The organism is Acinetobacter sp. ANC 3813 (genome assembly GCF_002135435.1).
Taxonomy (GTDB): domain Bacteria; phylum Pseudomonadota; class Gammaproteobacteria; order Pseudomonadales; family Moraxellaceae; genus Acinetobacter.
The window spans coordinates 144,233-167,590 of sequence record NZ_NEGK01000005.1 but is presented as its reverse complement, the minus strand read 5'-3'; the positions used below and the strand labels follow the sequence as shown (position 1 = coordinate 167,590).

Annotated in this window: 24 protein-coding genes and 1 pseudogene; 17 read left to right on the top strand and 8 right to left on the bottom strand. The window is 45.8% G+C overall.

Features of this window, described 5'->3' with window-relative positions:
- Positions 1-14: 14 nt before the first annotated feature.
- From B9T34_RS09530 to B9T34_RS09520, 3 genes are all read right to left on the bottom strand, one after another.
- Positions 15-950 (bottom strand): lauroyl acyltransferase, encoded by a 936-nt coding sequence (locus B9T34_RS09530; protein WP_086212924.1) that lies wholly within the window; start codon positions 948-950, stop codon positions 15-17.
- Positions 951-1,038: 88 nt separating this feature from the next.
- Positions 1,039-1,800, bottom strand: a complete 762-nt coding sequence (locus tag B9T34_RS09525; protein ID WP_086212923.1) for a 3-oxoacyl-ACP reductase — start codon at positions 1,798-1,800, stop codon at positions 1,039-1,041.
- Between the two features lie 517 nt (positions 1,801-2,317).
- Positions 2,318-4,216 carry an ATP-binding cassette domain-containing protein gene (locus B9T34_RS09520; protein ID WP_086212922.1) on the bottom strand — a complete coding sequence of 633 codons (1,899 nt, stop codon included), beginning with the start codon at positions 4,214-4,216 and terminating at the stop codon, positions 2,318-2,320.
- A 34-nt stretch (positions 4,217-4,250) separates the two neighbouring features.
- Here B9T34_RS09520 and B9T34_RS09515 point away from each other — a divergent pair, with 34 nt between their 5' ends.
- The 6 genes from B9T34_RS09515 to B9T34_RS09490 all read left to right on the top strand — a co-directional run bounded on the left by B9T34_RS09515 (position 4,251) and on the right by B9T34_RS09490 (position 10,436).
- The gene (locus B9T34_RS09515) at positions 4,251-4,496 is read left to right on the top strand and encodes a SlyX family protein (RefSeq protein WP_086212921.1); all 246 of its coding nucleotides are present in this window, start codon (positions 4,251-4,253) and stop codon (positions 4,494-4,496) included.
- Between the two features lie 106 nt (positions 4,497-4,602).
- Positions 4,603-5,604: a hypothetical protein gene (locus B9T34_RS09510; protein WP_086212920.1), complete on the top strand. Its 1,002-nt coding sequence runs from the start codon at positions 4,603-4,605 to the stop codon at positions 5,602-5,604.
- Between the two features lie 71 nt (positions 5,605-5,675).
- The gene (locus B9T34_RS09505) at positions 5,676-6,125 is read left to right on the top strand and encodes a hypothetical protein (protein WP_086212919.1); all 450 of its coding nucleotides are present in this window, start codon (positions 5,676-5,678) and stop codon (positions 6,123-6,125) included.
- A 36-nt stretch (positions 6,126-6,161) separates the two neighbouring features.
- Positions 6,162-8,801, top strand: coding sequence for a type I DNA topoisomerase (gene topA / locus B9T34_RS09500; protein WP_086212918.1), 2,640 nt, complete (start codon positions 6,162-6,164; stop codon positions 8,799-8,801).
- Between the two features lie 177 nt (positions 8,802-8,978).
- Positions 8,979-9,740 carry a hypothetical protein gene (locus tag B9T34_RS09495; protein ID WP_086212917.1) on the top strand — a complete coding sequence of 254 codons (762 nt, stop codon included), beginning with the start codon at positions 8,979-8,981 and terminating at the stop codon, positions 9,738-9,740.
- 123 nt (positions 9,741-9,863) lie between these two features.
- Positions 9,864-10,436, top strand: coding sequence for an HdeD family acid-resistance protein (locus tag B9T34_RS09490; RefSeq protein WP_086212916.1), 573 nt, complete (start codon positions 9,864-9,866; stop codon positions 10,434-10,436).
- Between the two features lie 93 nt (positions 10,437-10,529).
- On the opposite strand, the gene B9T34_RS09485 is transcribed toward B9T34_RS09490, so the two are convergent.
- Positions 10,530-10,979 carry a carboxymuconolactone decarboxylase family protein gene (locus B9T34_RS09485; protein ID WP_086212915.1) on the bottom strand — a complete coding sequence of 150 codons (450 nt, stop codon included), beginning with the start codon at positions 10,977-10,979 and terminating at the stop codon, positions 10,530-10,532.
- A 90-nt stretch (positions 10,980-11,069) separates the two neighbouring features.
- Between B9T34_RS09485 and B9T34_RS09480 the strand changes: the two genes are divergently transcribed.
- The 7 genes and pseudogenes from B9T34_RS09480 (at position 11,070) to B9T34_RS09450 (ending at position 16,516) form a co-directional block, all read left to right on the top strand.
- Positions 11,070-12,203, top strand: a complete 1,134-nt coding sequence (locus B9T34_RS09480; RefSeq protein WP_171265176.1) for a glycerate kinase — start codon at positions 11,070-11,072, stop codon at positions 12,201-12,203.
- Positions 12,204-12,222: 19 nt separating this feature from the next.
- A complete protein-coding gene (locus B9T34_RS09475; RefSeq protein ID WP_086212913.1) occupies positions 12,223-12,552 on the top strand; it encodes a hypothetical protein in 330 nt (109 codons plus the stop codon).
- 200 nt (positions 12,553-12,752) lie between these two features.
- A complete protein-coding gene (locus tag B9T34_RS09470; RefSeq protein ID WP_086212912.1) occupies positions 12,753-14,741 on the top strand; it encodes an ATP-dependent helicase in 1,989 nt (662 codons plus the stop codon).
- A gap of 89 nt (positions 14,742-14,830) precedes the next feature.
- Complete coding sequence (locus B9T34_RS09465; RefSeq protein ID WP_086212911.1) at positions 14,831-15,082, top strand: RNA recognition motif domain-containing protein; 252 nt, start codon at positions 14,831-14,833, stop codon at positions 15,080-15,082.
- Positions 15,083-15,193: 111 nt separating this feature from the next.
- Positions 15,194-15,555 (top strand): annotated as a pseudogene (locus tag B9T34_RS09460) (ASCH domain-containing protein).
- Between the two features lie 74 nt (positions 15,556-15,629).
- Positions 15,630-16,133 (top strand): DUF6586 family protein, encoded by a 504-nt coding sequence (locus tag B9T34_RS09455; RefSeq protein WP_086212910.1) that lies wholly within the window; start codon positions 15,630-15,632, stop codon positions 16,131-16,133.
- 104 nt (positions 16,134-16,237) lie between these two features.
- Entirely contained in the window at positions 16,238-16,516 is a 279-nt protein-coding gene (locus B9T34_RS09450; RefSeq protein ID WP_086212909.1) for a hypothetical protein, read from the top strand.
- Positions 16,517-16,576: 60 nt separating this feature from the next.
- Here B9T34_RS09450 and B9T34_RS09445 read toward each other — a convergent pair whose 3' ends face one another.
- From B9T34_RS09445 to B9T34_RS09430, 4 genes are all read right to left on the bottom strand, one after another.
- Positions 16,577-18,295 carry a cation:proton antiporter gene (locus B9T34_RS09445; RefSeq protein WP_086212908.1) on the bottom strand — a complete coding sequence of 573 codons (1,719 nt, stop codon included), beginning with the start codon at positions 18,293-18,295 and terminating at the stop codon, positions 16,577-16,579.
- 140 nt (positions 18,296-18,435) lie between these two features.
- The gene (gene rpmG, locus B9T34_RS09440; protein WP_003654787.1) at positions 18,436-18,591 is read right to left on the bottom strand and encodes a 50S ribosomal protein L33; all 156 of its coding nucleotides are present in this window, start codon (positions 18,589-18,591) and stop codon (positions 18,436-18,438) included.
- 12 nt (positions 18,592-18,603) lie between these two features.
- On the bottom strand, positions 18,604-18,840 hold the full coding sequence (gene rpmB / locus B9T34_RS09435) for a 50S ribosomal protein L28 (protein ID WP_000048256.1): 237 nt from the start codon (positions 18,838-18,840) through the stop codon (positions 18,604-18,606).
- Positions 18,841-19,003: 163 nt separating this feature from the next.
- Positions 19,004-20,452, bottom strand: coding sequence for a coniferyl aldehyde dehydrogenase (locus B9T34_RS09430; protein WP_086212907.1), 1,449 nt, complete (start codon positions 20,450-20,452; stop codon positions 19,004-19,006).
- A gap of 116 nt (positions 20,453-20,568) precedes the next feature.
- Between B9T34_RS09430 and B9T34_RS09425 the strand changes: the two genes are divergently transcribed.
- From B9T34_RS09425 to B9T34_RS09415, 4 genes are all read left to right on the top strand, one after another.
- On the top strand, positions 20,569-21,276 hold the full coding sequence (locus tag B9T34_RS09425; RefSeq protein WP_086212906.1) for a TetR/AcrR family transcriptional regulator: 708 nt from the start codon (positions 20,569-20,571) through the stop codon (positions 21,274-21,276).
- 236 nt (positions 21,277-21,512) lie between these two features.
- On the top strand, positions 21,513-22,379 hold the full coding sequence (purU, locus tag B9T34_RS09420) for a formyltetrahydrofolate deformylase (protein WP_086213001.1): 867 nt from the start codon (positions 21,513-21,515) through the stop codon (positions 22,377-22,379).
- A 38-nt stretch (positions 22,380-22,417) separates the two neighbouring features.
- Positions 22,418-22,726 carry a hypothetical protein gene (locus B9T34_RS19025; RefSeq protein WP_228147434.1) on the top strand — a complete coding sequence of 103 codons (309 nt, stop codon included), beginning with the start codon at positions 22,418-22,420 and terminating at the stop codon, positions 22,724-22,726.
- Positions 22,656-23,354, top strand: a complete 699-nt coding sequence (locus tag B9T34_RS09415; RefSeq protein ID WP_228147433.1) for an energy transducer TonB — start codon at positions 22,656-22,658, stop codon at positions 23,352-23,354. The genes B9T34_RS19025 and B9T34_RS09415 overlap by 71 nt, the downstream gene beginning before the upstream one ends.
- The last annotated feature ends 4 nt before the right edge of the window (positions 23,355-23,358 follow it).

Sequence of the window (23,358 nt, the reverse complement as noted above, 5' to 3'; positions counted from 1 at the left end):
TTTGTAGCCAGCACTCAGTAAATTTTGTCGTAGCCTTGCGGGCGTGTTTTAAAACGGCGGTGGAACCACATATATTGCGTAGGCGCAATCCGCAGCTGCTGTTCGATAATTTGATTGCAGCGCGCAGCATCGGCTGCTTCATCTGCAGTTGGGAAGTTTTCTAAAGCGGGGCTGAGTACAACGTGATAATGCGGGTCTTGAATATCGCCGTCGCGGTAAAAATACAGCGGTACGGCAGCTGCATGGCTCATGTTCATTAAACGGCGGTGCGCAGTCACAGTTGCTGCCGGCACGCCAAAAAATGGCGCCATGACCCCTTGTTTTAAACCAAAGTCTTGATCTGGACTGTACCAGATTGCACGGCCATTTTTTAAATTTCGAACCAGTCCGCGCATATCATCATGGTCAATTTGATTGGCATAAATGGTGGCGCGGCAGCGGACAATCAGCATGTCCAGCAGTGGGTTATTCTGCGGGCGGTATACCACATCAGGATCAAAATACTGCGCGCAGAGATAGCCTCCTGCATCCAGCAAGGTAGAGTGCACACCTAATAAAAGCACTCCTTTACCATCCGCCTGCACACTTTGCAGATGCTCTAATCCATTGATGGTGACACGGCCTTTGAACCATTGCGGGGAATACCATGCATTTAAGGTTTCAAAAATACCAAGCATTTGGTCAATAAAGACTTGGCGTGCCTTGTCCTGCACTTGTTCAGGAGTCCATTCAGGAAAGCAGACTTCCAAGTTGCGCACCGCAGTTTTACGGCGTGATTTTAAATGTTTAAACGCGCTGTTGCCGATGGTGGCAGCCAAACGGTGCTGAATAGCCCACGGTAAAATGGCCAAGATCATCATGAATACAATGCCAATCCAAATGCCCCAATATTTAGGCAGTAAAAAAGACCATTGGAATGCGCCCGGCTGATAATCTGGCTTTTGACTCATAAGAACTAAATCAAATTTTAAAAAATAGCGCTCAGTTTAGCATGAAGCGGAATTAAAAAATAAAGTTCAAACCAATCTGAACAGGTGCTCAGCCTTTGACTAGACCGCCGTCTACAATGAGATTCTGACCTGTGACTGCGCGTGAATAAGGCGAGAGGAACATCAGAATGGCTGAGGCAAATTCTTCTGGCGTGGTGACGCGCCGCAGCGGAGTCGAGGCAGCAATCAATTCAAACACCGCATCAGGTGTGGCTTTGCTGGCATCCGTCGTTTGCAGCAGGCCGCCAGAGAGCATGTTGACATTAATGCCGTATTGCCCCAAATCATGCGCTGCAGTGCGGGTAAAGGCCAGCAGTGCGGCTTTAGCAGCCGTATAGTCATGATAGGGAACGACTGGGTTCTGTACTAAGTTTGTACCAATATTCACAATGCGGCCAAAGCCAGCTTGCTTCATATCCGCCAAGCCTGCCTGCATCGTATTGATGGCAGCCAGTACTGTGCCATCAAATTGCTGCAGCATGGTTTCAGCGGTTAAATCTTCAATTTTGGGCCGGGCATCGCCATTAAATTCAAATCGGATCAGTGCATTATTGACCACTGAAGTAATGGCTGCGCCAAAATGGCTTTTGGCCGCGGCAAATAGACGGCTGACTTGCACTTTGTCAGTAATGTCTGCTTGGCAGGCAAAGACTTGCTGCGGATGCAGCTGAGCCAATTGTTCCGCCTGAACTTTGCTGCTGTGATAATTTACGACAACACGCGCGCCTTCAGCAATTAAGCTTTGGCTGATGGCAAGACCTAGGCCGCGGGCGCCGCCAGTCACCAAGACAATTTGATCACGAATCTGCATTTGGATTATCCATATCAATGTACATGTGTATTTGCATAGAATCTTAGCTTGCACAGGCCTTAGCAAGCTTTTATTGCAAAAAACAAGCAGATCCAGGCCGAAGAATGCGAGGTTTTATTATGAGTAAAAAACTGCATGCGCAGTCAGTTTGGTGTTTGATATTTCTTAATTAAATACAGTGATGAATATTCGGCTGCATAGGCGGTTAAGCAGCCAGTGAGGCTCATAGTACAAAATAGGTTTTTTTATCTTTATCGAAAACCACCGCCAGCAGAACAGCAATAATCCTAAAGCAGAGAGTTTTGATCACATAGGCCGTATTGGCAAAGTCTTTTTATGCATGAAAATTATTTTCATGAGGAGAGAGGCATCAACGCAGGCTGTGCTTAGGCGCTGCAGATGGCATAAAGCGCATTTTATAAAATGCGTCAGGCGATGTCATCTAAGGCATAAAAAAATGCCGCAATCAATTGCGGCATTTTAAAATCAGCGTATTCAGCTGTTTAAGGCATTAGCCTTAGCTTAAATTTTCCAGCTCTTCCAGACGCTCCATTTTTTCCAGCATTTGGTCTTCAATTTCTGCCAAACGCTGTGTCGCTTTGGTGGCGGCATCGGCATCAGTCACAAACCATGAACCGTCTGCCAATTTCTCTGAAAGCTGCGCCTGTTCTTGTTCCAATGCGCTAATTTCCAGCGGCAGCTGGTCTAAAGCGCGCTGATCTTTATAGCTCAGTTTAGCTTTTTTCGGCACAGCCGCAGCAGCGCTCGCTTCTGCTTTTGCTAAAGCTTTTTTCACATCACTTTTTTGATCCACAGCAGTCTGATCAGGACGTTGCTCTAAGTAATCTTGGTAACCGCCGATATACTCATCGATCTGGCCTTTACCGTCAAACACCCAAGTTGAAGTCACAACATTGTCCATAAATGCACGGTCATGCGAGATCAAAAGCAAGGTGCCTTTATAGCCACCGAGCATTTCTTCTAACAGTTCAAGTGTCACCATATCCAAGTCATTGGTTGGCTCATCCATCACGATTAGGTTCGATGGTTTAAGCAGTAATTTTGCAAGCAAAATACGGTTGCGCTCACCGCCAGACAATGCTTTAACAGGGGTGCGTGAACGCTCAGGCGAGAACAAGAAATCTTGTAAATAGCTGTAAATATGACGGCGGCCACCATTCACATCAACGAAGTCAGAACCTTCTGATACGTTATCTTTGACTGACTTTTCAAGATCTAATGCATTGCGCAGTTGGTCAAAATAAGCCACTTCCAGCTGTGTGCCTGTTTTGACCTTGCCGCTATGTTCTTGCTCACCTAAGATGGCTTTAATCAGCGTGGTTTTACCCACACCATTATCGCCGACTAAACCAATACGGTCGCCGCGCAGCACAAGTGCAGAGAAGTCCTTAATAATCGGTGCATTATTGCCAAAGGTGACGCTGAGATTGTCGATTTCAAACACGACTTTACCTGAGCGGTTGGCATCTTGCGTTGCCATGCTGACCTTGCCTTGCTGTGAACGGCGCGCGCGTGATTCTTCACGCAATTCTTTTAAAGCACGAACACGGCCTTCGTTACGGGTACGGCGGGCTTTAATCCCTTGACGAATCCACACCTCTTCCTCAGCAAGGCGTTTATCGAATAAGGCATTTTGCTTTTCTTCCGCTTCCATTTGCATGGCTTTGAGCTCAAGGTAACGTGAGTAGTTGCCTTCGTAGCTGCGCAGAACACCGCGGTCCAGTTCCACAATGCGGGTGGCAATGCTGTCGACAAATGAACGGTCATGCGAAATAAACAGCAAGGTTAAATTGTTTTGATCGAGCAGGAATTTTTCCAGCCACTCAATGCTTTCAACATCTAAATGGTTGGTCGGTTCATCCAGCAGCAGGACATCGGGCTGGGTCAGCAATGCGCGGGCAAGCAGCACACGGCGTTTACGCCCGCCTGATAAATCCGCCAAATCCGCTTCTGGGTCGAGGCCCATTTTGCTTAAGATCGAATTGACTTTGGTTTCTAAAGCCCAGCCATCCAGCTGATCCATTTTATGCTGCAGGTTGCCCATGCGGTCACACGCATCCATATCGCCCAGCACACAGGTATCACTGGCTTCGTGATAGGCTCTCAGCACTTCAGAAGCTTCACCTGCGCCATCGGCGACAATGTCGGCAACTTTGCCTGAATCCATAGGCACATCTTGCGCCAGCATTGAAATGGTGATGCCGTTTTGTAAAGAGACTTCACCTGAATCAGGCAATAAGCTTCCCTCAATCAGTTTAAGTAAAGTAGACTTACCTTCACCATTACGGCCGATCAAACACACCCGTTCGCCGCGTTCTAAGCTAAAATTCGCGCCGTCGAGCAGGAACGGTCCACCAAACGCTAGTTGGACATCCCTTAAAGTAATATAGGCCATAATGTTTCCTGAAAATCTCAAATGAGGACTTAAAATGACTAAACAGCAAAATACCGATAATCAGGCGTCATTTTCCGCACCCATTGAAGATTTGCAAGTCCGAATTGCATTTTTAGATGATTTAGTTGATCAGCTGAATGATCAGGTTGCACGTCAAAGTGTTGAAATTGCAGATTTAAAGCAGCAAATGCAGCTGATTTACCAGCGTATTGAATCTGCAGATTTATCTGAAGGTATTGCCGCTTTTGATCCAATGACCAACCGTCCGCCGCATTATTGATGGCTGGATCTGCTATCGGATGAAATAGCTTTTTAGTTATTGACCTTTTCGATTTGACCCGCTGTAATGCACAGCATTCGCTTATTTGCCAAAATCTTCCCCATTTATGACTGCCAAAGCCGTACTGCTCGATCTTGAAAACAATATGCCGACTGCGCAATTGCTCAGAGATATTGTTGAACATTACCCTGTGCTGTATTTATTTAATTGCCAAGGGAAATTTGAATACTCCTTGGACGACTTAACTGAATTTTCCAGCTGGATCAGCAGTGGCCAAGTGGTGATTTTGGATATTCCAGAAACTCCGCAAAAAGAATTTGAATATGCAGTTATTGTTGGACAGCTGATGGCACTGCTTGAAGCGGAAACGCATGTTGAGCTTATTTCCGCAATGGACAGCAGTACGATGCTGCTGGAGATGATGCAGGGTTCAAATATCAGCTGCAGCCTGATTCAAATTCAGGCGGAAACAGAGCAGGCGGAGGAATCTGAGCGCCCAAAATACCGCATTCCAAGTCTGGAGAAAATTAAGCAGACGCCTTATCTGCACATGGTTAAAACATATTGTGATGCCATGGCCAAGGCGTCGGGCAAACCGAATACGCTTGAAACGCTGAAAAACTCGGTTGCTAATATTTTGCAGCTGCTGCCGGAACACGCTCAGCATGTCGTCGGTATGCTGATCAGTCTGAAAATCGTGAAGCGTGAAGAGCAGCGGGTCAATTTCCGCAAAAAAGTGCTGAAGCAATGGGCGCAGCTGAATTTACAGGAAGATGCCGCACCGTCCAGCAGCACAATGCAGGAAGCCTTCGCGCAGTTAGACAAACCGAAGCGTACGGCTGTAGAAGTTGCAGTTTCGGATCAGCATCCGCAGCAGGGACTATTCGCAGATTTTCAGACCATCGATCCTGTACAGCTGGAAGTGATTAAGAAACTGCATGATTTAAAACATGAAAAACCTAAAGATATTTATGCTTTGCGTGATTTGCTGGAACAGCTGTTTCCAAAATCCGACATTCGCCTGTTGCTGAAAGAATTAATCGATAAGGGCTATATTTACTGGAATGGTCACGAAGTTCTGTATAGCCACGAGATGTTCCTCAATTAATTTTTGTCGCGGTAACTTGCCTTTTATATTGAGCTTATGCAACTCTAATAAAGGAACATAAAGGTTGTACTATGGAAAATACTGGAATTTGGGTTGCAGTTGTCATTGTTGTTTTTGTCTTAGGCTCGATTTTCGGACTTCGTGTCAGCCCTAGAGAAAAAGCGCTGGGCATCATGCGCGATAAAGCGCGCAAGATGGGTTTGCATCCGCGTTTAGTGGTCGCGCCCGATTGGACAAAAATTCCGATGGCCACGGAGAGCCGCGCCAGCATGGTGGCGTATTACAGCATTTTACTTCCAGAAGCGCGTTTGCCTTTAATGCGGGCGCGTGTGTCAGAGCAAAAATTGGATCTTGTCTATGGTGATGACAAGTTCAAAGATTTGCCGATTGCATTAAAGGGCATTTATGCTATTGATATGCAGGCAAACTGTGTAGGACTCTATTGGGATGAAGAATCAGACCTTAGAGCCACTCAGCTGGATGATATTAAAGCCTATTTGAATTCTTTGGCTGAACTTTAATTTTAGACCCATTAAAAACAGGATTAACGGTTAATTATGGCGAACGCTCCTCGGTCCACATCCAAAAGCGCGGCAGCAAAATCTGATGCTGGGAAAAAACGTGCCTTAGTGATTGTGGAGTCGCCTGCAAAAGCGAAAACAATCAATAAATATTTGGGCTCAGACTACATTGTAAAATCGTCAGTGGGTCACGTTCGTGACTTGCCTACAGGCGGTTCAAGCAAGACTGCAGAGAAAAAACCCGCAGCCCGCACAAAATTGACCGATGAGCAGAAGGCTGAAAAAGCCCAGCAAGCATTGGTCAACCGTATGGGGGTTGACCCAGAACATGACTGGAAAGCGCATTATGAAGTGCTTCCTGGCAAAGAAAATGTTGTATCAGAACTGAAAAAGCTTGCTTCGCAGGTTGACGAGGTCTATCTCGCAACGGACTTGGACCGCGAAGGAGAAGCCATTGCCTGGCACTTAAAAGAAGTGATTGGCGGTGATGATTCACGCTATCAGCGCGTGGTGTTTAACGAAATTACCAAAAACGCCATTCAGGAAGCCTTTAAGCATCCTTCACGATTAGATACCAATAAAGTCAATGCACAGCAGGCGCGCCGGTTCTTAGACCGTGTGGTCGGCTTTATGATTTCGCCATTGCTGTGGGAGAAAATTGCCCGCGGTTTATCTGCAGGCCGTGTACAGTCGGTAGCAGTGAAATTGGTGGTCGAGCGTGAGCGTGAAATCCGCAAATTTATTCCAGAAGAATACTGGCAGGTTTTTGCAGACACCCAATCTAAAAAAGATGACATCCGCTTAGAAGCGGTGAAGCAGGGCGGTAAAACGCTGAAACTGCGAAATAAGGCTGAAACCGATGCGCTGCTGAACCTGATTCAGGATGCAGAATACAAAGTTTCAGTGCGTGAAGATAAGCCAACCAAGGTGAATCCAAGCGCGCCGTATATTACGTCTACATTGCAGCAGGCAGCCAGCACGCGTTTGGGCTACTCTGTGAAAAAAACCATGATGCTGGCGCAGCGTTTGTACGAAGCGGGTTTCATTACCTATATGCGTACTGACTCGACTTTCTTGAGTGACGATGCGGTGACCATGGTGCGTCATCATATTGAAACTGAGTTTGGCGCTAAATATATACCTGCCAAGCCAAACCGCTATGGCAACAAAGCTGGCGCTCAGGAAGCCCATGAAGCGATCCGTCCTTCGAATGTCGGCTTGAAAGGCGACAGTCTGGTTGGCGTAGAGCGAGATGCCCAGCGTCTGTATGACTTGATTTGGCGTCAGTTTGTCGCATGTCAAATGACACCGGCCGAATATTTGTCTTCAACCATTTTGGTGGATGCGAACGGCGTAGAGCTGAAAGCCAAAGGCCGTACACTGGTATTTGACGGCTTTACTAAAGTCCGCGGTCAAAATAAATCAGATGATGATGTGCTGTTGCCTGCTGTGAAAGTTGGCGAAGTGCTGAAACTGGAAAAACTGGATCCATCACAGCACTTTACCAAGCCACCTGCGCGCTTTACAGAAGCATCTTTGGTCAAAGAACTTGAGAAAAAAGGCATTGGCCGTCCTTCGACCTATGCTGCCATCATCTCAACCATTCAAGACCGTGGTTATGTGAAACTTGAAAACCGCCGCCTGTATGCTGAGAAGATGGGCGAAATCGTGACGGACCGCCTCGATGAAAGCTTCAATAACTTGATGAACTACGACTTTACCGCAGATCTTGAAGGCCAGCTGGATAAAGTGGCGGAAGGCGAGCGCAATTGGAAAGAGCTGCTGAACAGCTTCTATGGCGATTTCAAAACACGCCTGACCAATGCGCAAGGTGAGAACGGCATGCGCCGTAACTTACCAGTAGAAGTGGCGGCGGTTCACTGTAAAGAGTGTGAACGTCCAATGCAGATCCGTACCGGTACAACGGGCGTATTCTTGGGTTGTTCAGGCTATAACTTGCCGCCAAAAGAACGATGCAAAGGCACGCTGAACTTAACGCCAGTGGAATCATTGGCTGCACTGTCTGATGATGATGCTGCGGAAACAGCAGACTTGATGTCTAAAAAGCGCTGTCCAATTTGCGGCACAGCGATGGACAGCTACGTGATTGACGGCGGGCGTAAACTGCATATCTGCGGCAATAACCCAGACTGCAGCGGCTTTGAAGTCGAAGAAGGCGAGTTTAAGATTAAAGGCTATGATGGCCCGACCATTCCATGCGATAAATGCGATGGCGAAATGCAGCTGAAAAATGGCCGTTTTGGTCCATACTTTGCCTGCACCAGCTGTGACAATACCCGCAAAGTTTTAAAGAGTGGCCAGCCAGCGCCGCCGCGTGTTGACCCGATTAAAATGGAACATTTGCGTTCTGCGAAGCATGATGATTTCTTTGTACTGCGTGATGGCGCTGCAGGCCTATTCTTAGCAGCCAGCAAGTTCCCGAAAATTCGTGAAACCCGTGCGCCGAAAGTGGCAGAACTGCGCAGTGTTGCAGAGCAGCTGGATCCAAAATACCAGTTTATTTTGCAGGCGCCGGATACGGACCCTGAAGGCAATCCGTCGTTGGTGAAATTCAGCCGTAAAAACCAAGCGCAGTATATTGGTTCTGAAAATGCTGAAGGCAAGCAAACTAAATGGTCGATGGTGTATCAGGATGGCAAATGGGTTGAAGCTTAAGCTTTGATTTCTGAATCAATTGAAAAATGCTGGCAAATGCCGGCATTTTTTATGGACTGAAGATTAAACGGCATATCAAATGTTATCTGCATTGAAGTATTTCGAATACCGAGTCGTTTAGGTTTGTATTAATATCTTTTTAAATATTCCCAAAAAACGCATTCAGATAGAGAAAATATGTGGAAAAAAATTAGGGTTGCATGTCTGCTGCTGGTGTTGTTGATCGTGGCTGTAAACGCATGGAAAGATAAAAATCAGGATTGGAATAAGCCAGTTTTTGTGCTGCTGCATCCGATCAATGCGGATGGTTTGGCAACGACAGCGCACTACATTCAAAGCCTGACAGTAAGGGATTTAGATGGCGTACAGCAATACTTGCAGCAATCGGCGCAGCTGTACCGCAGCCAGCCAGTTTCTATTTATTTTAATGTCGGTCGTGAGCTGAAGACCTTGCCGCCAAAAGTGCCAGATCAAGCTCAGCTTTGGGATGTCATTGTGTGGAGTTTAAAGTTCCGCTATTACGCATGGCAGCAGCATGAAAAGATTGATGGCGCGCCAAGCCTGACCTTATTTTTAAACTATTATGACCCAGATAAAACCCGTGAGTTGAAGCATTCTACAGCGCTGGAAAATGGACGGATTGGGTCGGTCAATCTCTTTGCATCGAAAAAACAGGCGGCGCAAAATAAAATTGTGCTCACGCATGAAACCCTGCATGCCTTTGGCGCAAGCGATAAGTATGATTTGGCTACAGGCGTACCAATTTATCCAATGGGCTATGCGTATCCAGATCAAAAGCCATTATTTCCACAAGCCAAAGCAGAACTGATGGCGGGTCATATTCCTGAGTCAGAAAGTAAAAGTAAAATGCCGGATAACTTGGAGCAAACTTTAGTTGGCGCGCAAACAGCAAAAGAGATTGGCTGGCTGAAACCTTAAAGATGGGGATAACTTAAAACTTATCCACAAATGAGCCAGCCTATGTTAATAAGTTTGGCACTTTTGCTGTGTGCAGGAACGTGTTAAAACTAAGTTATCCCTATATAAGACTTGAGAATAAGTATGAAAACTGTAGGAAATGATTTAGTGCGCACTCAGCTGCATCAGAACCGAAAATGGTATATCGGCTTGGGTATCCTGCTGACAATTTTCGGGATCGTTTTATTAGCTTCGCTGCCTTTTGCCACACTATCGGTTGTGTTTATTTTTGGCGTGCTGATGATGCTGGGCGGTATTTTACATTTTGTGGCGGCGTTTAAAATTTTTGATGGCAGATTCCGCTGGCTATGGGCGCTGTTTGGTCTGCTGTATTTGGCGGCTGGGTATTATGCATTTACCACGCCGGTAAAAACCGCGATTGTGCTAACCAATCTGCTGGCCATTGTTTTAATCATTGCTGGCGTGATCCGCATTTTTAATGCAATTCTATTCCGTGCGCTGCAGGGCTGGGGCTGGACATTCTTTTCAGGCCTGCTGACCTTAGCAACAGGCATCATTATTTTAAAATCACCCGATGCACCGTTTTGGGTGCTGGGCTTATTCTTAGCAGTGGATATCCTGTTCCAAGGCATTAATTATTTGACCTTTGCGTCTTATATTAAAAAAGAAGTACCGCCAAGTTCTGCGAATGTTTAAAAACCCAAAATGATAAAAAGCCGAAGCATTTGTTTCGGCTTTTTACTGCTTTAATATTCAGCATTAATGTTCTTTAGCTTTTATGTTTTGAGCTTAAGGCTTTACGCTGTAGTGGCTGCTGATGGCAATTCGGTTCCATGCGTTAATTACAATCGCCAGCCATTCCACCGCGCTGATTTGCGCATCGGTCAAAAACGGCAGCGCATCTTCATAGATGGCATCAGGCACTTGATCTGCAGAGATTAAAGTAATGGCTTCCATCAAGCTTAAAGCAGCGCGTTCTGCCTGATCATAATATTCTGTTTCACGCCATGCGCTGAGCAGGGCAATCCGTTCAGCTGTTTCACCAGTTTTCAGCGCATCTTGAGTATGCAGGCGGATGCAGAATGCGCATTGATTAATTTGTGAGGCGCGCAGTTTCAAGAGGTGTGCGAATCCTTCACTCAGCCGAGCTTCCAGTACTTTTTGCATGGCCAGCGCATCCAGTTCGGCTACTTTTTTGTAGAGTTCTGGGGCAGATTGACCAAGATTAATTCGAGACATGAGCATTCTTCTGAAACTAAATTTGATATAAGTCTAAAGGAAAATTGTGCTCAAGCATGCTTAACTGGCAAGAATCAATGAAAAAAATACATCATGAAAACATTTGTTTTAGCGCCGGATTCATTTAAAGAAAGCATGACAGCCGTTCAAGCCTGTATGGCGATGCAGCGCGGTATTTTGCGTGTTTTACCCAATGCACGGTGCATTCATGCGCCGATGGCGGATGGCGGTGAGGGTACAGTGGATGCGCTCATTGCAGCCTTGGCTGGACAGCGGGTGGAATGTGAGGTGACAGGGCCTTTGCCGCAGCAGCGGATCAAGACTTATTTCGGGTTGATTGACGGCGGCAAAACAGCCGTGATTGAAATGGCTCAAGCCAATGGCATTCATTTGCTGCGCCCTGAACAGCGTAATCCCTTGCTGACTTCAACTTTTGGCACAGGTGAAATGATCATGCAGGCGCTGGAGCGAGGTGTAGCTAAAATCATACTGGGTTTGGGTGGCAGCGTGACCAATGACGGCGGTGCAGGTCTGGCAGAGGCGCTAGGCGCAAAGTTTCTCGATGAACAGGGTAATTCAGTACAGGCTTGCGGAGGCAGCTTGAATCAGATCCAGAGCGTGGATTTAAGCGGCTTAGATGCGCGTTTAAAGCAGACAGAGATCATTATTGCCAGTGATGTGAATAACCCGCTCTGCGGGCCAAAGGGCGCGTCTTATGTGTTTGGGCCGCAAAAAGGCGCAGATGCAGAGATGGTGAAAGTTTTAGATCAGAACCTGAGTCATTTTGCAGATGTCGTTGAAACAGAAATCGATGCTTCATATCAGCATATGGCAGGAGCAGGCGCGGCGGGCGGTTTGGGTTTTGGCCTCATGGCATTCGCAGGCGCATCCATTCAATCTGGTGTGGATCTGATTATTGAACAGACACAGCTGGCGGAGAAAATTGCACAGGCGGATTATATACTGACGGGCGAAGGCAAAATTGATTTTCAGACCCAATTCGGCAAAACGCCTTTTGGCGTGGCTCAGCTGGCAAAACGGTTGAATAAGCCTGTGATTGCTTTTGCAGGATTGCTGGGTGAGGGTTTTGATGAACTATACAATTTAGGCTTTGACCAGATCATTGGGATTAACCCGCCAAACTGTCCTTTGCAGGATGCTTTGGACAATGCTGAAAGAAATTTGCAGAAGGCTTGTGAAAATATAGCAGAACGATTGAAGTAATAAGGGATGGAAATCAAATTTGAAAAAAATAATCTTTTTAGCGGCGATGTTCGCTATGCAAAGTTTTGGCTTTGCTCATGCGGACGTCACTCATGAAGTCAAAGACAGATTAAAACAAGGAAATAAAATTTCTTTTCGATTTAATGATAATTCAATTCAAACGGCCGCATATCTCATTCAGCATGAAAAAGGCATTAAGGTCATAATTGATCAAAACGTGGATAAAAAAATGAGTTTTCCCATCAATTTAAGAGATCAAAGTTTTTTAACTTATCTTGATGTTACCACTCAGCGATTGGGGCTGAGGTATGAAGTTATAGACACTAAAACCATCAGGGTGTATCAATAATATTTTATGCTTATTTTTAAAATAAGCATAAACCTATTGAGCTATGACATCTGTCTGTCGAATCGGCTTATGCAAAATGAAATTCAGCCACTTCTGTACAGCTGCTGTTCCTTTACTGCGATATCAGCTGCGCTTTGTTCATCAAGTTTTCTGTGGCCAGCTCTGTTAAACTAGCCATCTCCCTAGCGCGATGAGACACCATGAGTTTAGCCAGCCTGATTGATGAATTAAACCCTCAACAACGACAAGCCGCCATTACAGAAACCCAGCACAGTCTGGTCTTGGCCGGCGCGGGCTGCGGCAAAACCAAAACCATTGTGGCGCGAGCAGCTTATCTTATTGATCAAGGCGTGCCGGCCAATCAAATCCAAATTTTAACCTTTACCCGCCGTGCTGCCAGCGAAATTGTGGCGCGGGTGGAATTGGCTTTAGGCGATCAGGCCAAAGGCCTGCGTGCTTCGACGTTCCATACTTTCTGCATGTATTTGCTGCGCCGCATTCCAAATGCTTTCGGGTTGGACCAGTTTTCGATTATTGACCGTGATGATCAGATGATGCTGTTCCGCCTGATCCGCGGCAAAGACGACAAAAAAAATCCCAATCAATTGCCGAAACCCAAAGAACTCTGCGATCTGTATTCTTTTGCGCGCAATACCCGTCAAAAACTCAGCCTAGCTTTAGAAAAACAGCTGCCTGAATTTTTGGATATGAAAGATGAAATTGCCGAGATCATGAAAGAATATGAGAAGCGCAAGCAGGAGCGCAGTTTCTTAGACTATGACGATATTTTGGCGGTGGTGGCATCGGCTTTGGCGCAGTCCGAAGGCTTAGTCGATTATGTGTCTTCAATTTGCCAGCACATGCTGGTGGATGAAATGCAGGATACCAATCCTTTGCAGTGGGCGTTGCTCGAGCCTTTAAAAGATAAAGTAAATCTATTTTGCGTAGGCGATGACGCTCAGTCGATTTACGGTTTCCGCGGCGCGGATTTTGAAAATATCCATCATTTTAAAGAGCGTGTGCCGAATGCGCAGATCTTTAAACTGGAAAAAAATTACCGTTCAACGCAGGAAATTTTAGACCTGTCGAACTGGCTGCTGGATCAAAGCCCAATCAAATATGATAAGCGTTTAGAAGCTTACCGCGGCGACGGCATCAAGCCGAAAATGCATATCTTTCCAAATGAATTTGATGAAGCCAAATGGATCGCGGTGGATATCAAAGAGCGCCATTACTTAGAAGGCGCCAAGTGGAATGAGCATATGGTGCTGGTGCGCTCCAGTTTTGCCGCGCGCCACATCGAGGCTGCCTGCATAGCCGGCAATGTGCCATACCGCTTTATTGGCGGCATGAAACTGTTGGAAACAGCGCATGTGAAAGACTTGCTCAGCCTGCTGCGTGTCATCGCCAACCCAATGGATGATATTGCGTGGATGCGCTTCTTAACGCTGTGGAATGGCGTGGGTGATGTCGGCGCCAGCAAACTGTCGCATCAGCTGCTGCAGGAACCGGAAATGGAAGCGATTGCGCAGAAGCTGGAAAAATTCGGCAAAGTGCCTGATCAGGCTATTCTGATGATGAAACAGATGATGGTGATCCGCCACGAAGTCAAAGAGTGCGTCAGCCTTGCGATTCAAGCGATTGAAGAGCAATTGTCGGAAAATTACAAAAAAGACTGGAACCGCCGTCAGGGTGATTTTGATCTGGTCAAACAGCTGGCGTCAAAGCATGGCCAGCTCAGTGAGTTTTTGGAAGAGTATGTGCTCGATCCAGTGTCGATTTCCGAAATTGAACGCCAGTCTGACGATGATGTAGTCACGCTGATTACGATTCACTCTGCCAAAGGTACGGAGCAGAAAGTCTGCTATGTCGCGAATGTCTCCGCGGGGCAGTACCCGCATGCGCGGGCGCAGGGCAATTTTGACGATGTGGAAGAAGAGCGCCGTGTATTGTATGTGGCCTTGACCCGCGCGAAAAATGAATTGATTTTAACCAAACAGAATCTCAATATGTGGGCGCGCGATACTGTGGATGAGCAGGGGCGCGATGTGCAGAGTTACTTTCTGAATGATTTGACCCGAAGCTTATGCACCTCAGAAACCCATTATAAACAGCGGGAACAGACGGTAAAAACGGCATTAATTGAGCGTAAGTCGATTAATTTAGATTTTGGCATCGATCTCGATTAAAATAGTTCTTTGACGTGATGTTTCACGCAAGTTCAAAAAGCAAAAATAGGCAAATGCTTTTTGATGACGCAGCCTATTTGGAAACATAAATGAATATTTTAGTACGTAACTTAGAGCGTTCGATTACAGATGCTGAATTGGCTGAATTGTTCAAGCCATTTGGCAAAGTTGAATCTGCTGTAGTTGTCATGGATAAGGAAACCGGCAAGTCGAAAGGTTTTGGCTTTGTTGATATGCCAAATGGACGTGAAGCGATTAAAGCGATTAAAGGCTTAAATACGCTCAAAGTGAAAGGCATGGGTATCCGTGTCAAATCGGCTGAAGATAAGCCTAAAGCTTAACGCCGCAAAAAAAGGAGCAATGATTGCTCCTTTTTTATGTCTAAAGCAGATAGGCTGAAATTTAGTTTTATAAATAGGGTTATTTAAAAATGGCAAAGCAGAATAATCACTATGAAAACTGAATTTCAGGCGCTGTCGATTGTGGCGCCAAGCGGGACACGCATTGCGCAAGGCGTGAAAAGCTTGGAAGTGCGTTCATGGATGCCAAACAGCTGCCGCTACACAACGTGGTCATTGTAGAAAATCAGCATTATTTAAATGATGATGGCGATGAACAGCAAGGGCAGGCTGTTGCAATTGTCGATATTGTCTCAGTGCATCCGTGGCGGCAAGACGAATTTGAAGCGGCATGCGCGAGCTATTGGGCAGAAGGCTATTTTGCGTGGGTGCTGGACAATGTGCGCCGCATTGACCCGCCGCTTGCTGCGCCAGCCAAACGCAAAATCTATTTAATTGAAATCGATCATCCATAATATTTATTGTGATTTAGGCAAAATTAAGTTTAAGCTTGATCCTGTACGAAAAGCCAAAATTTAGGAAATTCAGAATGTCCCGTGTCGCCCGTTTCCATGCTGACCGCACCAATCAAAAACTATATTTTGCCCGCCTTGCTTGCCAGCAGGCTGAGCAGGTTGATCATGTTCAGCAAGCGCAGGGGCTGCGTGAATCGGCAGTATTTCATTTGCATGGCGCAGTTTTGGCTTTTTTACAGGAGCTGGTGCGTTACTACCGCTTAAATGATTTGGCGCCGACTCTAAAGTCTGTTGAAGAAAATATGGCGGCTAAAGGTCAGGTTTCACCAGAAATTTCTGTGATGCAGCAGCTGGCGAAGCAGGGCTTTATTGCAGAATTGAAGCGCGCTTACCGCATGTGCCAGTATGCGCCTGAACCGACTACACCTGAGCCAGAAGATGAAACATCTTCGAATTTAATTATTAAAGTGACACAAACACCGCAAGCATGGCTGCCGGATACCAAAATTTTGCGAGAGTGGCACCGTGACTTAACTCAGCTGATCGATGGCTTTCGTAATGAGATGGTCGAATTTTAAGCTGATATGCGGTGCTTGAAATTGTATTGATGAGTCCCGATATATAATATCTAAGCAATGCAAAGCGCCTGTGCCTTTGCCACCATGTTGTGCATGGAGGAACTATGTCTATAGAGCAATTGAAAGAATTATTCGGAAATCAGGAAGCCATTTTAGAGCTGGTTCAGCTGGAAGGCGGTGAATTGGCATTGCGTAATGCTGGGTCTGAAAAAGCACCCTTGGTCACCATTCAGTTTAATGAAGAAGTGAGAGCTTTATTAGGGGATGAAATGCCTGTGGTTGCGCAGCAGATGATTCAGGCCGCCTTGTTCAGCCTGCTGGAAAAGCAGGTCAATGAATGGCAAGCGGAAGTGGTGGATGAGAAACCGCAGTTTGTGAGTTAAGGCATTAAATAAAAAAACGCGCTGAATAGCGCGTTTTTTATAGTCTGAACAAGATGAAGATTAGTGTGTCGGCGCTTCATGATGTGCAATTTGGATTTGGTTTAAAATATGATTGCTCATGTTTTTAGCCATTTCTTCTTTCGCATAATAGACTTCGCCAATATTATCTCTGCGGATCACTTCCGCTTCTTCTTTGCTTTCTGCACAAACCAATACTTGAATTTTAGGGTTCAGTGTTTTGGCAATATCAACAATCTTATGGATATCTAAAATATCCATAGGCGAGACCACCAGCAGCCGCGCATGCTGAATGTGCGCCTGAATCAATACGCCAGGCTCAGTTGCTATACCGCTGACTGCCGCAATGCCTTTTTCACGCAAGGTTTCAACAATCTCGCGGTTTTCTTCTGCGATGACGACTTTAATATCTTCATCCATCAGGCTGCGTGTAATACGCCGGCCAACCTCACCGTGTCCAATAATCACCACCTGATCACGCAGGTAATCCTGTGAGACCTCATCTGGCAGCATGGCTAATGGGTCACCGCTTCGCTCCAGCAAACGCGCCAAATTCGAGCGCTCACGAATCCATTTTTGAATCGGTTCGACTGCCGCAAAAATAAAGGTATTGAGAGTGATAGAAATTAAGGCACCTGCCAAAATCAAGTTTTGCCCTTCAATCGACAGCAGTTTCAGAGAAACGCCCAGTGCGGCCAAAATAAAGGAGAATTCACCAATTTGCGCCAAGCTTGCGCCTACAGTCAGCGCGGTATTGATTGGGTAGCGGAAGAACAGCACCAGCGCCATGGCTGCAATCGTTTTACCAATCATGATAATGGCAACGACAGCCAAAACATGCAGCGGCTGTTCAATGATAATGCGCGGGTCAAACAGCATGCCGACAGACACAAAGAATAGAATGGCGAAAATTTCACGTAAAGGCAGAGTCTCTTCTTCTGCTCGGTGACTGAAGTCTGACTCTTTCACCACCATGCCGGCAAAGAATGCCCCTAAAGCCATGGAGACGCCAAAGATTTTGTAAGCGCCAAAAGCAATAGAAACGGCTGCAGCAACGACTGTTAAAGTAAAGAGTTCACGCGAACCCAGGCGCGCCACAATCTGCATAATCATCGGCACAAGGCGCTTGCCGATAATCAGCATGAAGGCAATAAATCCGGCTACTTTCAGTAAGGTTGTACCCAGTGTCAGCCATATATTTTCATTGCTGTCTGCGCCTTCCAGCGCTTGGCCGCCCATCAGCACGGCAGTTGCCGGCAAAAGAACTAAAGCTAAGACCATGACCAGGTCTTCGACCAGCAGCCAGCCTACAGCAATTTTACCGTTGACAGAGTTAAGCAGGCCTCTGTCGCCTAAGGCTTTGAGCAGCACGACGGTGCTGGCGCAGGATAAACTCAGGCCAAAAACCAATGCAGAACCCAGACTCCAGCCCCACATCATGGATACGCCCATGCCGAGCAGTGTGGCTACGGCAATTTGCAGGATGGCGCCCGGCAAGGCAATGCGGCGGACTTGCATTAAATCATTCAGAGAGAAATGCATGCCGACGCCGAACATCAAAAACATGACGCCAAGCTCTGCCAGCTGATTGGCAAGGTGAATATCAGCAACGACGCCAGGGGTATTCGGGCTGATAATAATGCCGGCAACTAAATAGCCAATGAGGGGAGGAAGACGTAAGCGGGCTGCGACATAGCCAAAAATTAAGGCTAATCCAAAGCCTACAGCAAGCAATATTATGAGTTCTACATCATGGGGCACAAAAAACTCCTTAAGCCTAGGTTAAGGGTAATAAAAATAAGCACAAAATGCGCCAAAAGACTCAGAAAGTGTACCAAGCAGAGCAAAAAAAATGCAAAAAAAAACGGCCTGAATAGGCCGTTTTTTTCAAAAAGCTAAAATTATTTGATTTTAGCTTCTTTGAAGATTACGTGTTGACGGATTTTTGGATCAAATTTTTTGATTTCCATTTTTTCCGGCATAGTACGTTTGTTCTTAGTTGTGGTATAGAAATAACCTGTACCAGCAGTAGAAACTAGGCGAATTTTATCACGCATGGTTCAGACTCCTTAGATCTTTTGACCTTGAGCACGTAGGTCAGCAACAACCTTTTCGATGCCCAATTTGTCGATAATACGCATACCTTTTGTAGTTAGACGAAGACGTACAAAACGTTTTTCGCTTTCTAACCAGAAACGGTGGTGGTGCAGGTTCGGCTCGAACCGGCGCTTAGTTTTGTTGTTGGCGTGTGAGACGTTGTTACCAACGACTGGACGCTTGCCGGTAACTTGGCAAACCTTAGACATGGTGTAACTCCATTGATTTAGCCAACAGCAAATCTGTATGGCCAGTCAAAATAAACGGATGAATTCATTCAAGGGGCGTTTTATACCAAAAATACGCTTAAAAGACAAGCGATTTAATATAAAACAAAGCATCCACTGGTGTGAATGCTCATGACTTGATCATTTATCGAAGAAGAGTCTTCGAAATCAGTTTGTGAATCGGCTTATTGAACGGCGGAAGAATGAATTTCAAGCTGTATAGCTTTGGATTCGACATCACTGAACGTTCATGCGACAAACTGAAGAAACCTTCGGGACCATGATATTTCCCCATCCCAGATGCGCCGACACCGCCAAATGGCAGATCATCCTGTGCAACATGAGTGAGTACAGTATTTTGTCCAAAATGCCCTGAATGGGTACGCTGTGCGACATAATCTGCACGCGCCTGATCAAAGTCGAAGTAGTATAATGCAAGTGGACGCGGACGGCTATTAATAAACTCAATTACATCGTCTATTTGATCATATTCCATAATCGGAAGGACTGGCCCGAAAATTTCATTCTGCATAATCTGCATGTCAGGACGGATGCCTGTCAGCAGTGTTGGCGCAATTTTACGCACAGCTGCAACATCTTCATTCTTAGGATTGATTTCGATGATCTGCGCGCCTTGCTCACGTGCATCCTCTAAATAGCCTTGCAGACGGCTGTACTGTTTATCATTAATAATCGACGTATAGTCTTGGTTTTGGGCCAAATGCGGGTACATGTTTTCTGCACAGGCTTTAAAACGGTCAATGAATTCAGCAGATTTGCCGCGCGGCAGGAATAAATAGTCAGGCGCGACACAGGTTTGGCCTGCATTCCACAATTTTCCGACAGCAAGGCGTTCGGCCGCATCCTGCAGATCAATAGATGGATGCACCAGAACGGGAGATTTGCCGCCCAGTTCCAAAATAACCGGCACTAAATTTTCAGACGCTGCTGCCATAACAGTTTTACCGACATTGGTGGAGCCAGTGAAAATCATTTTGTCAAAAGGCAGATGGCTGAAGGCATCTGAAATTGGGCCGCCGCCATTAATCACGGCAACCAATTCTTGCGGAAATGCTTCGGCCAAGGCTTTTTCCAGCACTGCGCCAAACGCCGCAGAAGAGCTGGAAATTTTAATCATGGCGTGATTGCCCGCCGCCAATGCGCAAATTAGGGGGCCAATAGACAGTAATAAAGGGTAGTTCCATGGTGCAATAATGCCGACGACACCAAGCGGCTGGTATTGCACCCATGCTTTTGCTGGCTGGTGGATAATGCCGACATGGCGCTTAGACGGTTTCATCCACGCCGTTAAATTCTTGCTGTAATATTTAATGTGTTCCAGACAGGTCAGCAGTTCGCCAATTTTAGTTTCGCTGATCGAACGGTTGCCGTAATCTTGATTAATTGCTTCTGCAAATTGATCTTGATACTTAACTAAGATACGCTTAAGTCGCGCTAAACGGTCAATGCGCTCTTTTGCCGTTGGCAAAGGGTAGCGCAAATAGGCGTGTTTTTGCTGTTCCAATACTTGAGTCAAGTGCTGGATTTCAAAAGAATGTGGTGTCATCGATGTTGTTTTTGTTTGACTATTCATACCGTGCTGCCATTATTTGAATGAGCGATTAAATAATTTTTAGAGTAAATACTCTAATTAGTCAAGTTACTTTATGTGTTAGTTATTTAATGCATTGAATTTATGGTTATTTTAGGATGTCCCAAACTAAGACGCTGAAAACGAAAGAACGTATTCTGCAGCTCAGCCTGCAGCTGTTTAATGAGCGTGGAGAGCGTTCCGTTACGACCAATCATATTGCAGCCGAATTGGGGATGAGCCCTGGGAACCTGTATTATCATTTTCGCAATAAGAGCGAAATCATCAAGGAGCTGATGGAGCAGTATCAAAAGGAAACTTTAGAGATGCTGGCCTTGCCGGATGACCGCAAGCTGGATGCCAATGATAAAATCCGTTATTTTCAGGTGCTGAGCAGCCAGCTGTGGGCGTACCGCTTTCTGCACCGTGATGTTTATCATCTGGTTGAAAACAATATTGATTTCCGCAAGATGTATCCGCGCTTTGCCGGTCAGGTCATGCAGCAGGGGCAAAAAATCTATAGAGCCTTTGTTGAAGCGGGCTTGATGGAAATGACCAATTCGGAAATTGAAGCTTTGGTGATTAACCTGTGGATTGTGCTGACCAACTGGACTAACTTCCTGTATATGTCGGGGCATATTACCGACTCGAATACCTTGGAAGAAAAGTGGGTATGGCAAGCGCTGCGTCAAATGGTGTTCTTGGAAGGCGCTTATCTGCGCGGAGAAAGCCGTCAAACTTATGAAAGCTTGCTTGAAACAATGGGTGAGTCAGAATTGTTTGCCAGTTTGTCTTCGCATAAAGCAGATAATGAGGAAAATGACTGAGTATTCATCGAATACACTTCAGTCAGAGGCACTCCTGCATGATACCGCCAGATTTGGCGGTATTTTTATAGAATCGTGCATTAATAGATGGTCAGATCTATAAAGGGCAGTGCCTGAAAATGGTTTGAGCTGAGGCTGAAAATGATTGTTTTCCATCGGCTATTTAGTCTGGCTGGAAAACGCGTTAGAATGTTCGGCTTATTTTTTAATTTATGAATTTAGCGATACACACCAAAATGAATATGTCGACTGCAAATACTGCACGCTTGCTCATTACCTGCGAAGATAAGCCGGGTATTGTGCAAGCTGTATCGAGCTTTTTGTATCATCATGGAGCAAATATTACCGCACTTGATCAATACGCGACTGAAGCTCAAGGCGGACGCTATTTCATGCGTGTTGAATTTGAGCTGGATAGCCTGCAAAGCCGCAAAGATAACTTATTGCAGACTTTTGAAAACAATGTGGCAGCCCGCTATGGCATGCACTGGCGTTTGGCTTTGGTCAGCGATGTGAAAAAAGTCGGTATTTTAGTGTCTAAAGTGGATCACGCCTTGCTTGAACTGTTATGGCGCCATGCGCGCGGCGGTTTGGCATGTGAAATTACCAAAGTGGTGTCTAACCATGATACTTTGCGCGAAGCGGTTGAAAACTTTGGGATTCCATTTGAAGTGGTGCCGGTCAACAAAGAAAACAAACGCGAAGCGTATGCAAAAATTGATGAATTGATGCAAGGCAACGACCTGCTGGTGCTGGCGCGCTACATGCAGATTCTTGACGAAGAATTTGTACAGAAATGGGAAATGAAGATCATCAACATTCACCATTCATTCTTGCCGGCATTTGTTGGTGCAAACCCATATAAGCAAGCGCATGAAAAAGGCGTGAAGCTGATTGGCGCAACAGCGCATTATGTGACTGCAGATTTAGACCAAGGCCCAATCATTGAACAGGATGTAGAGCGTGTGAGTCATGACTTTACAGTTGAGCAATTGCGTGACTTAGGACAAGATGTAGAGCGCAATGTATTGGCGCGCGCTGTAAAATGGCATTTGGAAGACCGTATTATTGTTGATGGCAATAAAACTGTCGTATTCCAATAAGATTTTGAATACGCAATAGAAAAAGGCATACTAAGAGTATGCCTTTTTTATTTCTGAAATTAGCATTTAAAAAAGCCATTAAAATAGCCAAATTAATAGTTGCAAATGAAAACACTTCTCATTTATCATTATGCCACTTTATTGCGTTAATCGATGAGCTTGATTGCAAATCTGAATTTAGCCGCGGCGCAATTGCTTTTAAGGTAACTGATTTTAATGAGTCAATCTTCTGCTCCAATGATGCCAACTCCAAATCCAATGAAAAAGAAAGTAATCATGGCTTTAGCCGCGGTTGCGATTGGACACATGGGGGTATTGTGGGCAGTGGGCCAGATGAAAACACCTGAACTCAAACCTGTAGAAAAAGATCCGATTCAAGTCCGCTTTGTAAAATTGGAAGAAGCGCCGAAACCGCTTCCGCCAAAGCCAAAACCGCCTGAGCCAAAGAAAGAGCCGCCAAAGCCGAAAGAAGTTAAAATTGTAGATAAACCGCTGCCGCCGCCAAAAAAAGTAGAAAAAGTAGAGCAGGTGAAAAAAGCGGAAAAACCAAGAGCAGTTGAAAAACCGACAGAAACACCAACACCTGTGGTTTCTGCAACCATTTCTGAAACCAAGCGTCCAGTACCGGAAACGCCGGTACAGAAAGCAGAACCGCAGCCAAAAGCAGAACCGCAGCCAAAAGCCGATCCAGCGCCTAAAAACGTCTCTATCGGCGGCGGCGTATCATGGCTGAAAGCGCCAAACATCCGTTTCTCAGCAGGTGAGCTGAAATCTTCATGTTCATTAAATGTGTCGATTTCTGCGGATGAAAATGGTCAAGTGGTTTCAGCTATTGCAAAAAATTCCAGCTGCGGCGCAGCAGTAGACCGCAAAGTGACGGCTGCTGTTAAACGCGCTAAGCTGACAAAATATGTAGAAAATGGCGTGGCTTATCCAACAAAAGTTGAACAGCCATTCGATTTTCAGCTTAAATAACCGG

Bases quoted from the DNA above. Each gene is read 5' to 3' on its own strand.
- rpmB (WP_000048256.1), bottom strand. From the start codon at position 18,840: ATGTCTAAGGTTTGCCAAGTTACCGGCAAGCGTCCAGTCGTTGGTAAC.
- B9T34_RS09505 (WP_086212919.1), top strand. From the start codon at position 5,676: ATGGAAAATACTGGAATTTGGGTTGCAGTTGTCATTGTTGTTTTTGTC.
- B9T34_RS09470 (WP_086212912.1), top strand. From the start codon at position 12,753: ATGAGTTTAGCCAGCCTGATTGATGAATTAAACCCTCAACAACGACAA.
- B9T34_RS09525 (WP_086212923.1), bottom strand. From the start codon at position 1,800: ATGCAGATTCGTGATCAAATTGTCTTGGTGACTGGCGGCGCCCGCGGC.
- purU (WP_086213001.1), top strand. From the start codon at position 21,513: ATGAATATGTCGACTGCAAATACTGCACGCTTGCTCATTACCTGCGAA.
- B9T34_RS09495 (WP_086212917.1), top strand. From the start codon at position 8,979: ATGTGGAAAAAAATTAGGGTTGCATGTCTGCTGCTGGTGTTGTTGATC.
- B9T34_RS09490 (WP_086212916.1), top strand. From the start codon at position 9,864: ATGAAAACTGTAGGAAATGATTTAGTGCGCACTCAGCTGCATCAGAAC.
- B9T34_RS09425 (WP_086212906.1), top strand. From the start codon at position 20,569: ATGTCCCAAACTAAGACGCTGAAAACGAAAGAACGTATTCTGCAGCTC.
- B9T34_RS09430 (WP_086212907.1), bottom strand. From the start codon at position 20,452: ATGAATAGTCAAACAAAAACAACATCGATGACACCACATTCTTTTGAA.
- B9T34_RS09450 (WP_086212909.1), top strand. From the start codon at position 16,238: ATGTCTATAGAGCAATTGAAAGAATTATTCGGAAATCAGGAAGCCATT.
- B9T34_RS09510 (WP_086212920.1), top strand. From the start codon at position 4,603: ATGACTGCCAAAGCCGTACTGCTCGATCTTGAAAACAATATGCCGACT.
- B9T34_RS09530 (WP_086212924.1), bottom strand. From the start codon at position 950: ATGAGTCAAAAGCCAGATTATCAGCCGGGCGCATTCCAATGGTCTTTT.
- B9T34_RS09415 (WP_228147433.1), top strand. From the start codon at position 22,656: ATGGCTTTAGCCGCGGTTGCGATTGGACACATGGGGGTATTGTGGGCA.
- B9T34_RS19025 (WP_228147434.1), top strand. From the start codon at position 22,418: ATGCCTTTTTTATTTCTGAAATTAGCATTTAAAAAAGCCATTAAAATA.
- rpmG (WP_003654787.1), bottom strand. From the start codon at position 18,591: ATGCGTGATAAAATTCGCCTAGTTTCTACTGCTGGTACAGGTTATTTC.
- B9T34_RS09485 (WP_086212915.1), bottom strand. From the start codon at position 10,979: ATGTCTCGAATTAATCTTGGTCAATCTGCCCCAGAACTCTACAAAAAA.
- B9T34_RS09465 (WP_086212911.1), top strand. From the start codon at position 14,831: ATGAATATTTTAGTACGTAACTTAGAGCGTTCGATTACAGATGCTGAA.
- B9T34_RS09515 (WP_086212921.1), top strand. From the start codon at position 4,251: ATGACTAAACAGCAAAATACCGATAATCAGGCGTCATTTTCCGCACCC.
- B9T34_RS09455 (WP_086212910.1), top strand. From the start codon at position 15,630: ATGTCCCGTGTCGCCCGTTTCCATGCTGACCGCACCAATCAAAAACTA.
- topA (WP_086212918.1), top strand. From the start codon at position 6,162: ATGGCGAACGCTCCTCGGTCCACATCCAAAAGCGCGGCAGCAAAATCT.
- B9T34_RS09520 (WP_086212922.1), bottom strand. From the start codon at position 4,216: ATGGCCTATATTACTTTAAGGGATGTCCAACTAGCGTTTGGTGGACCG.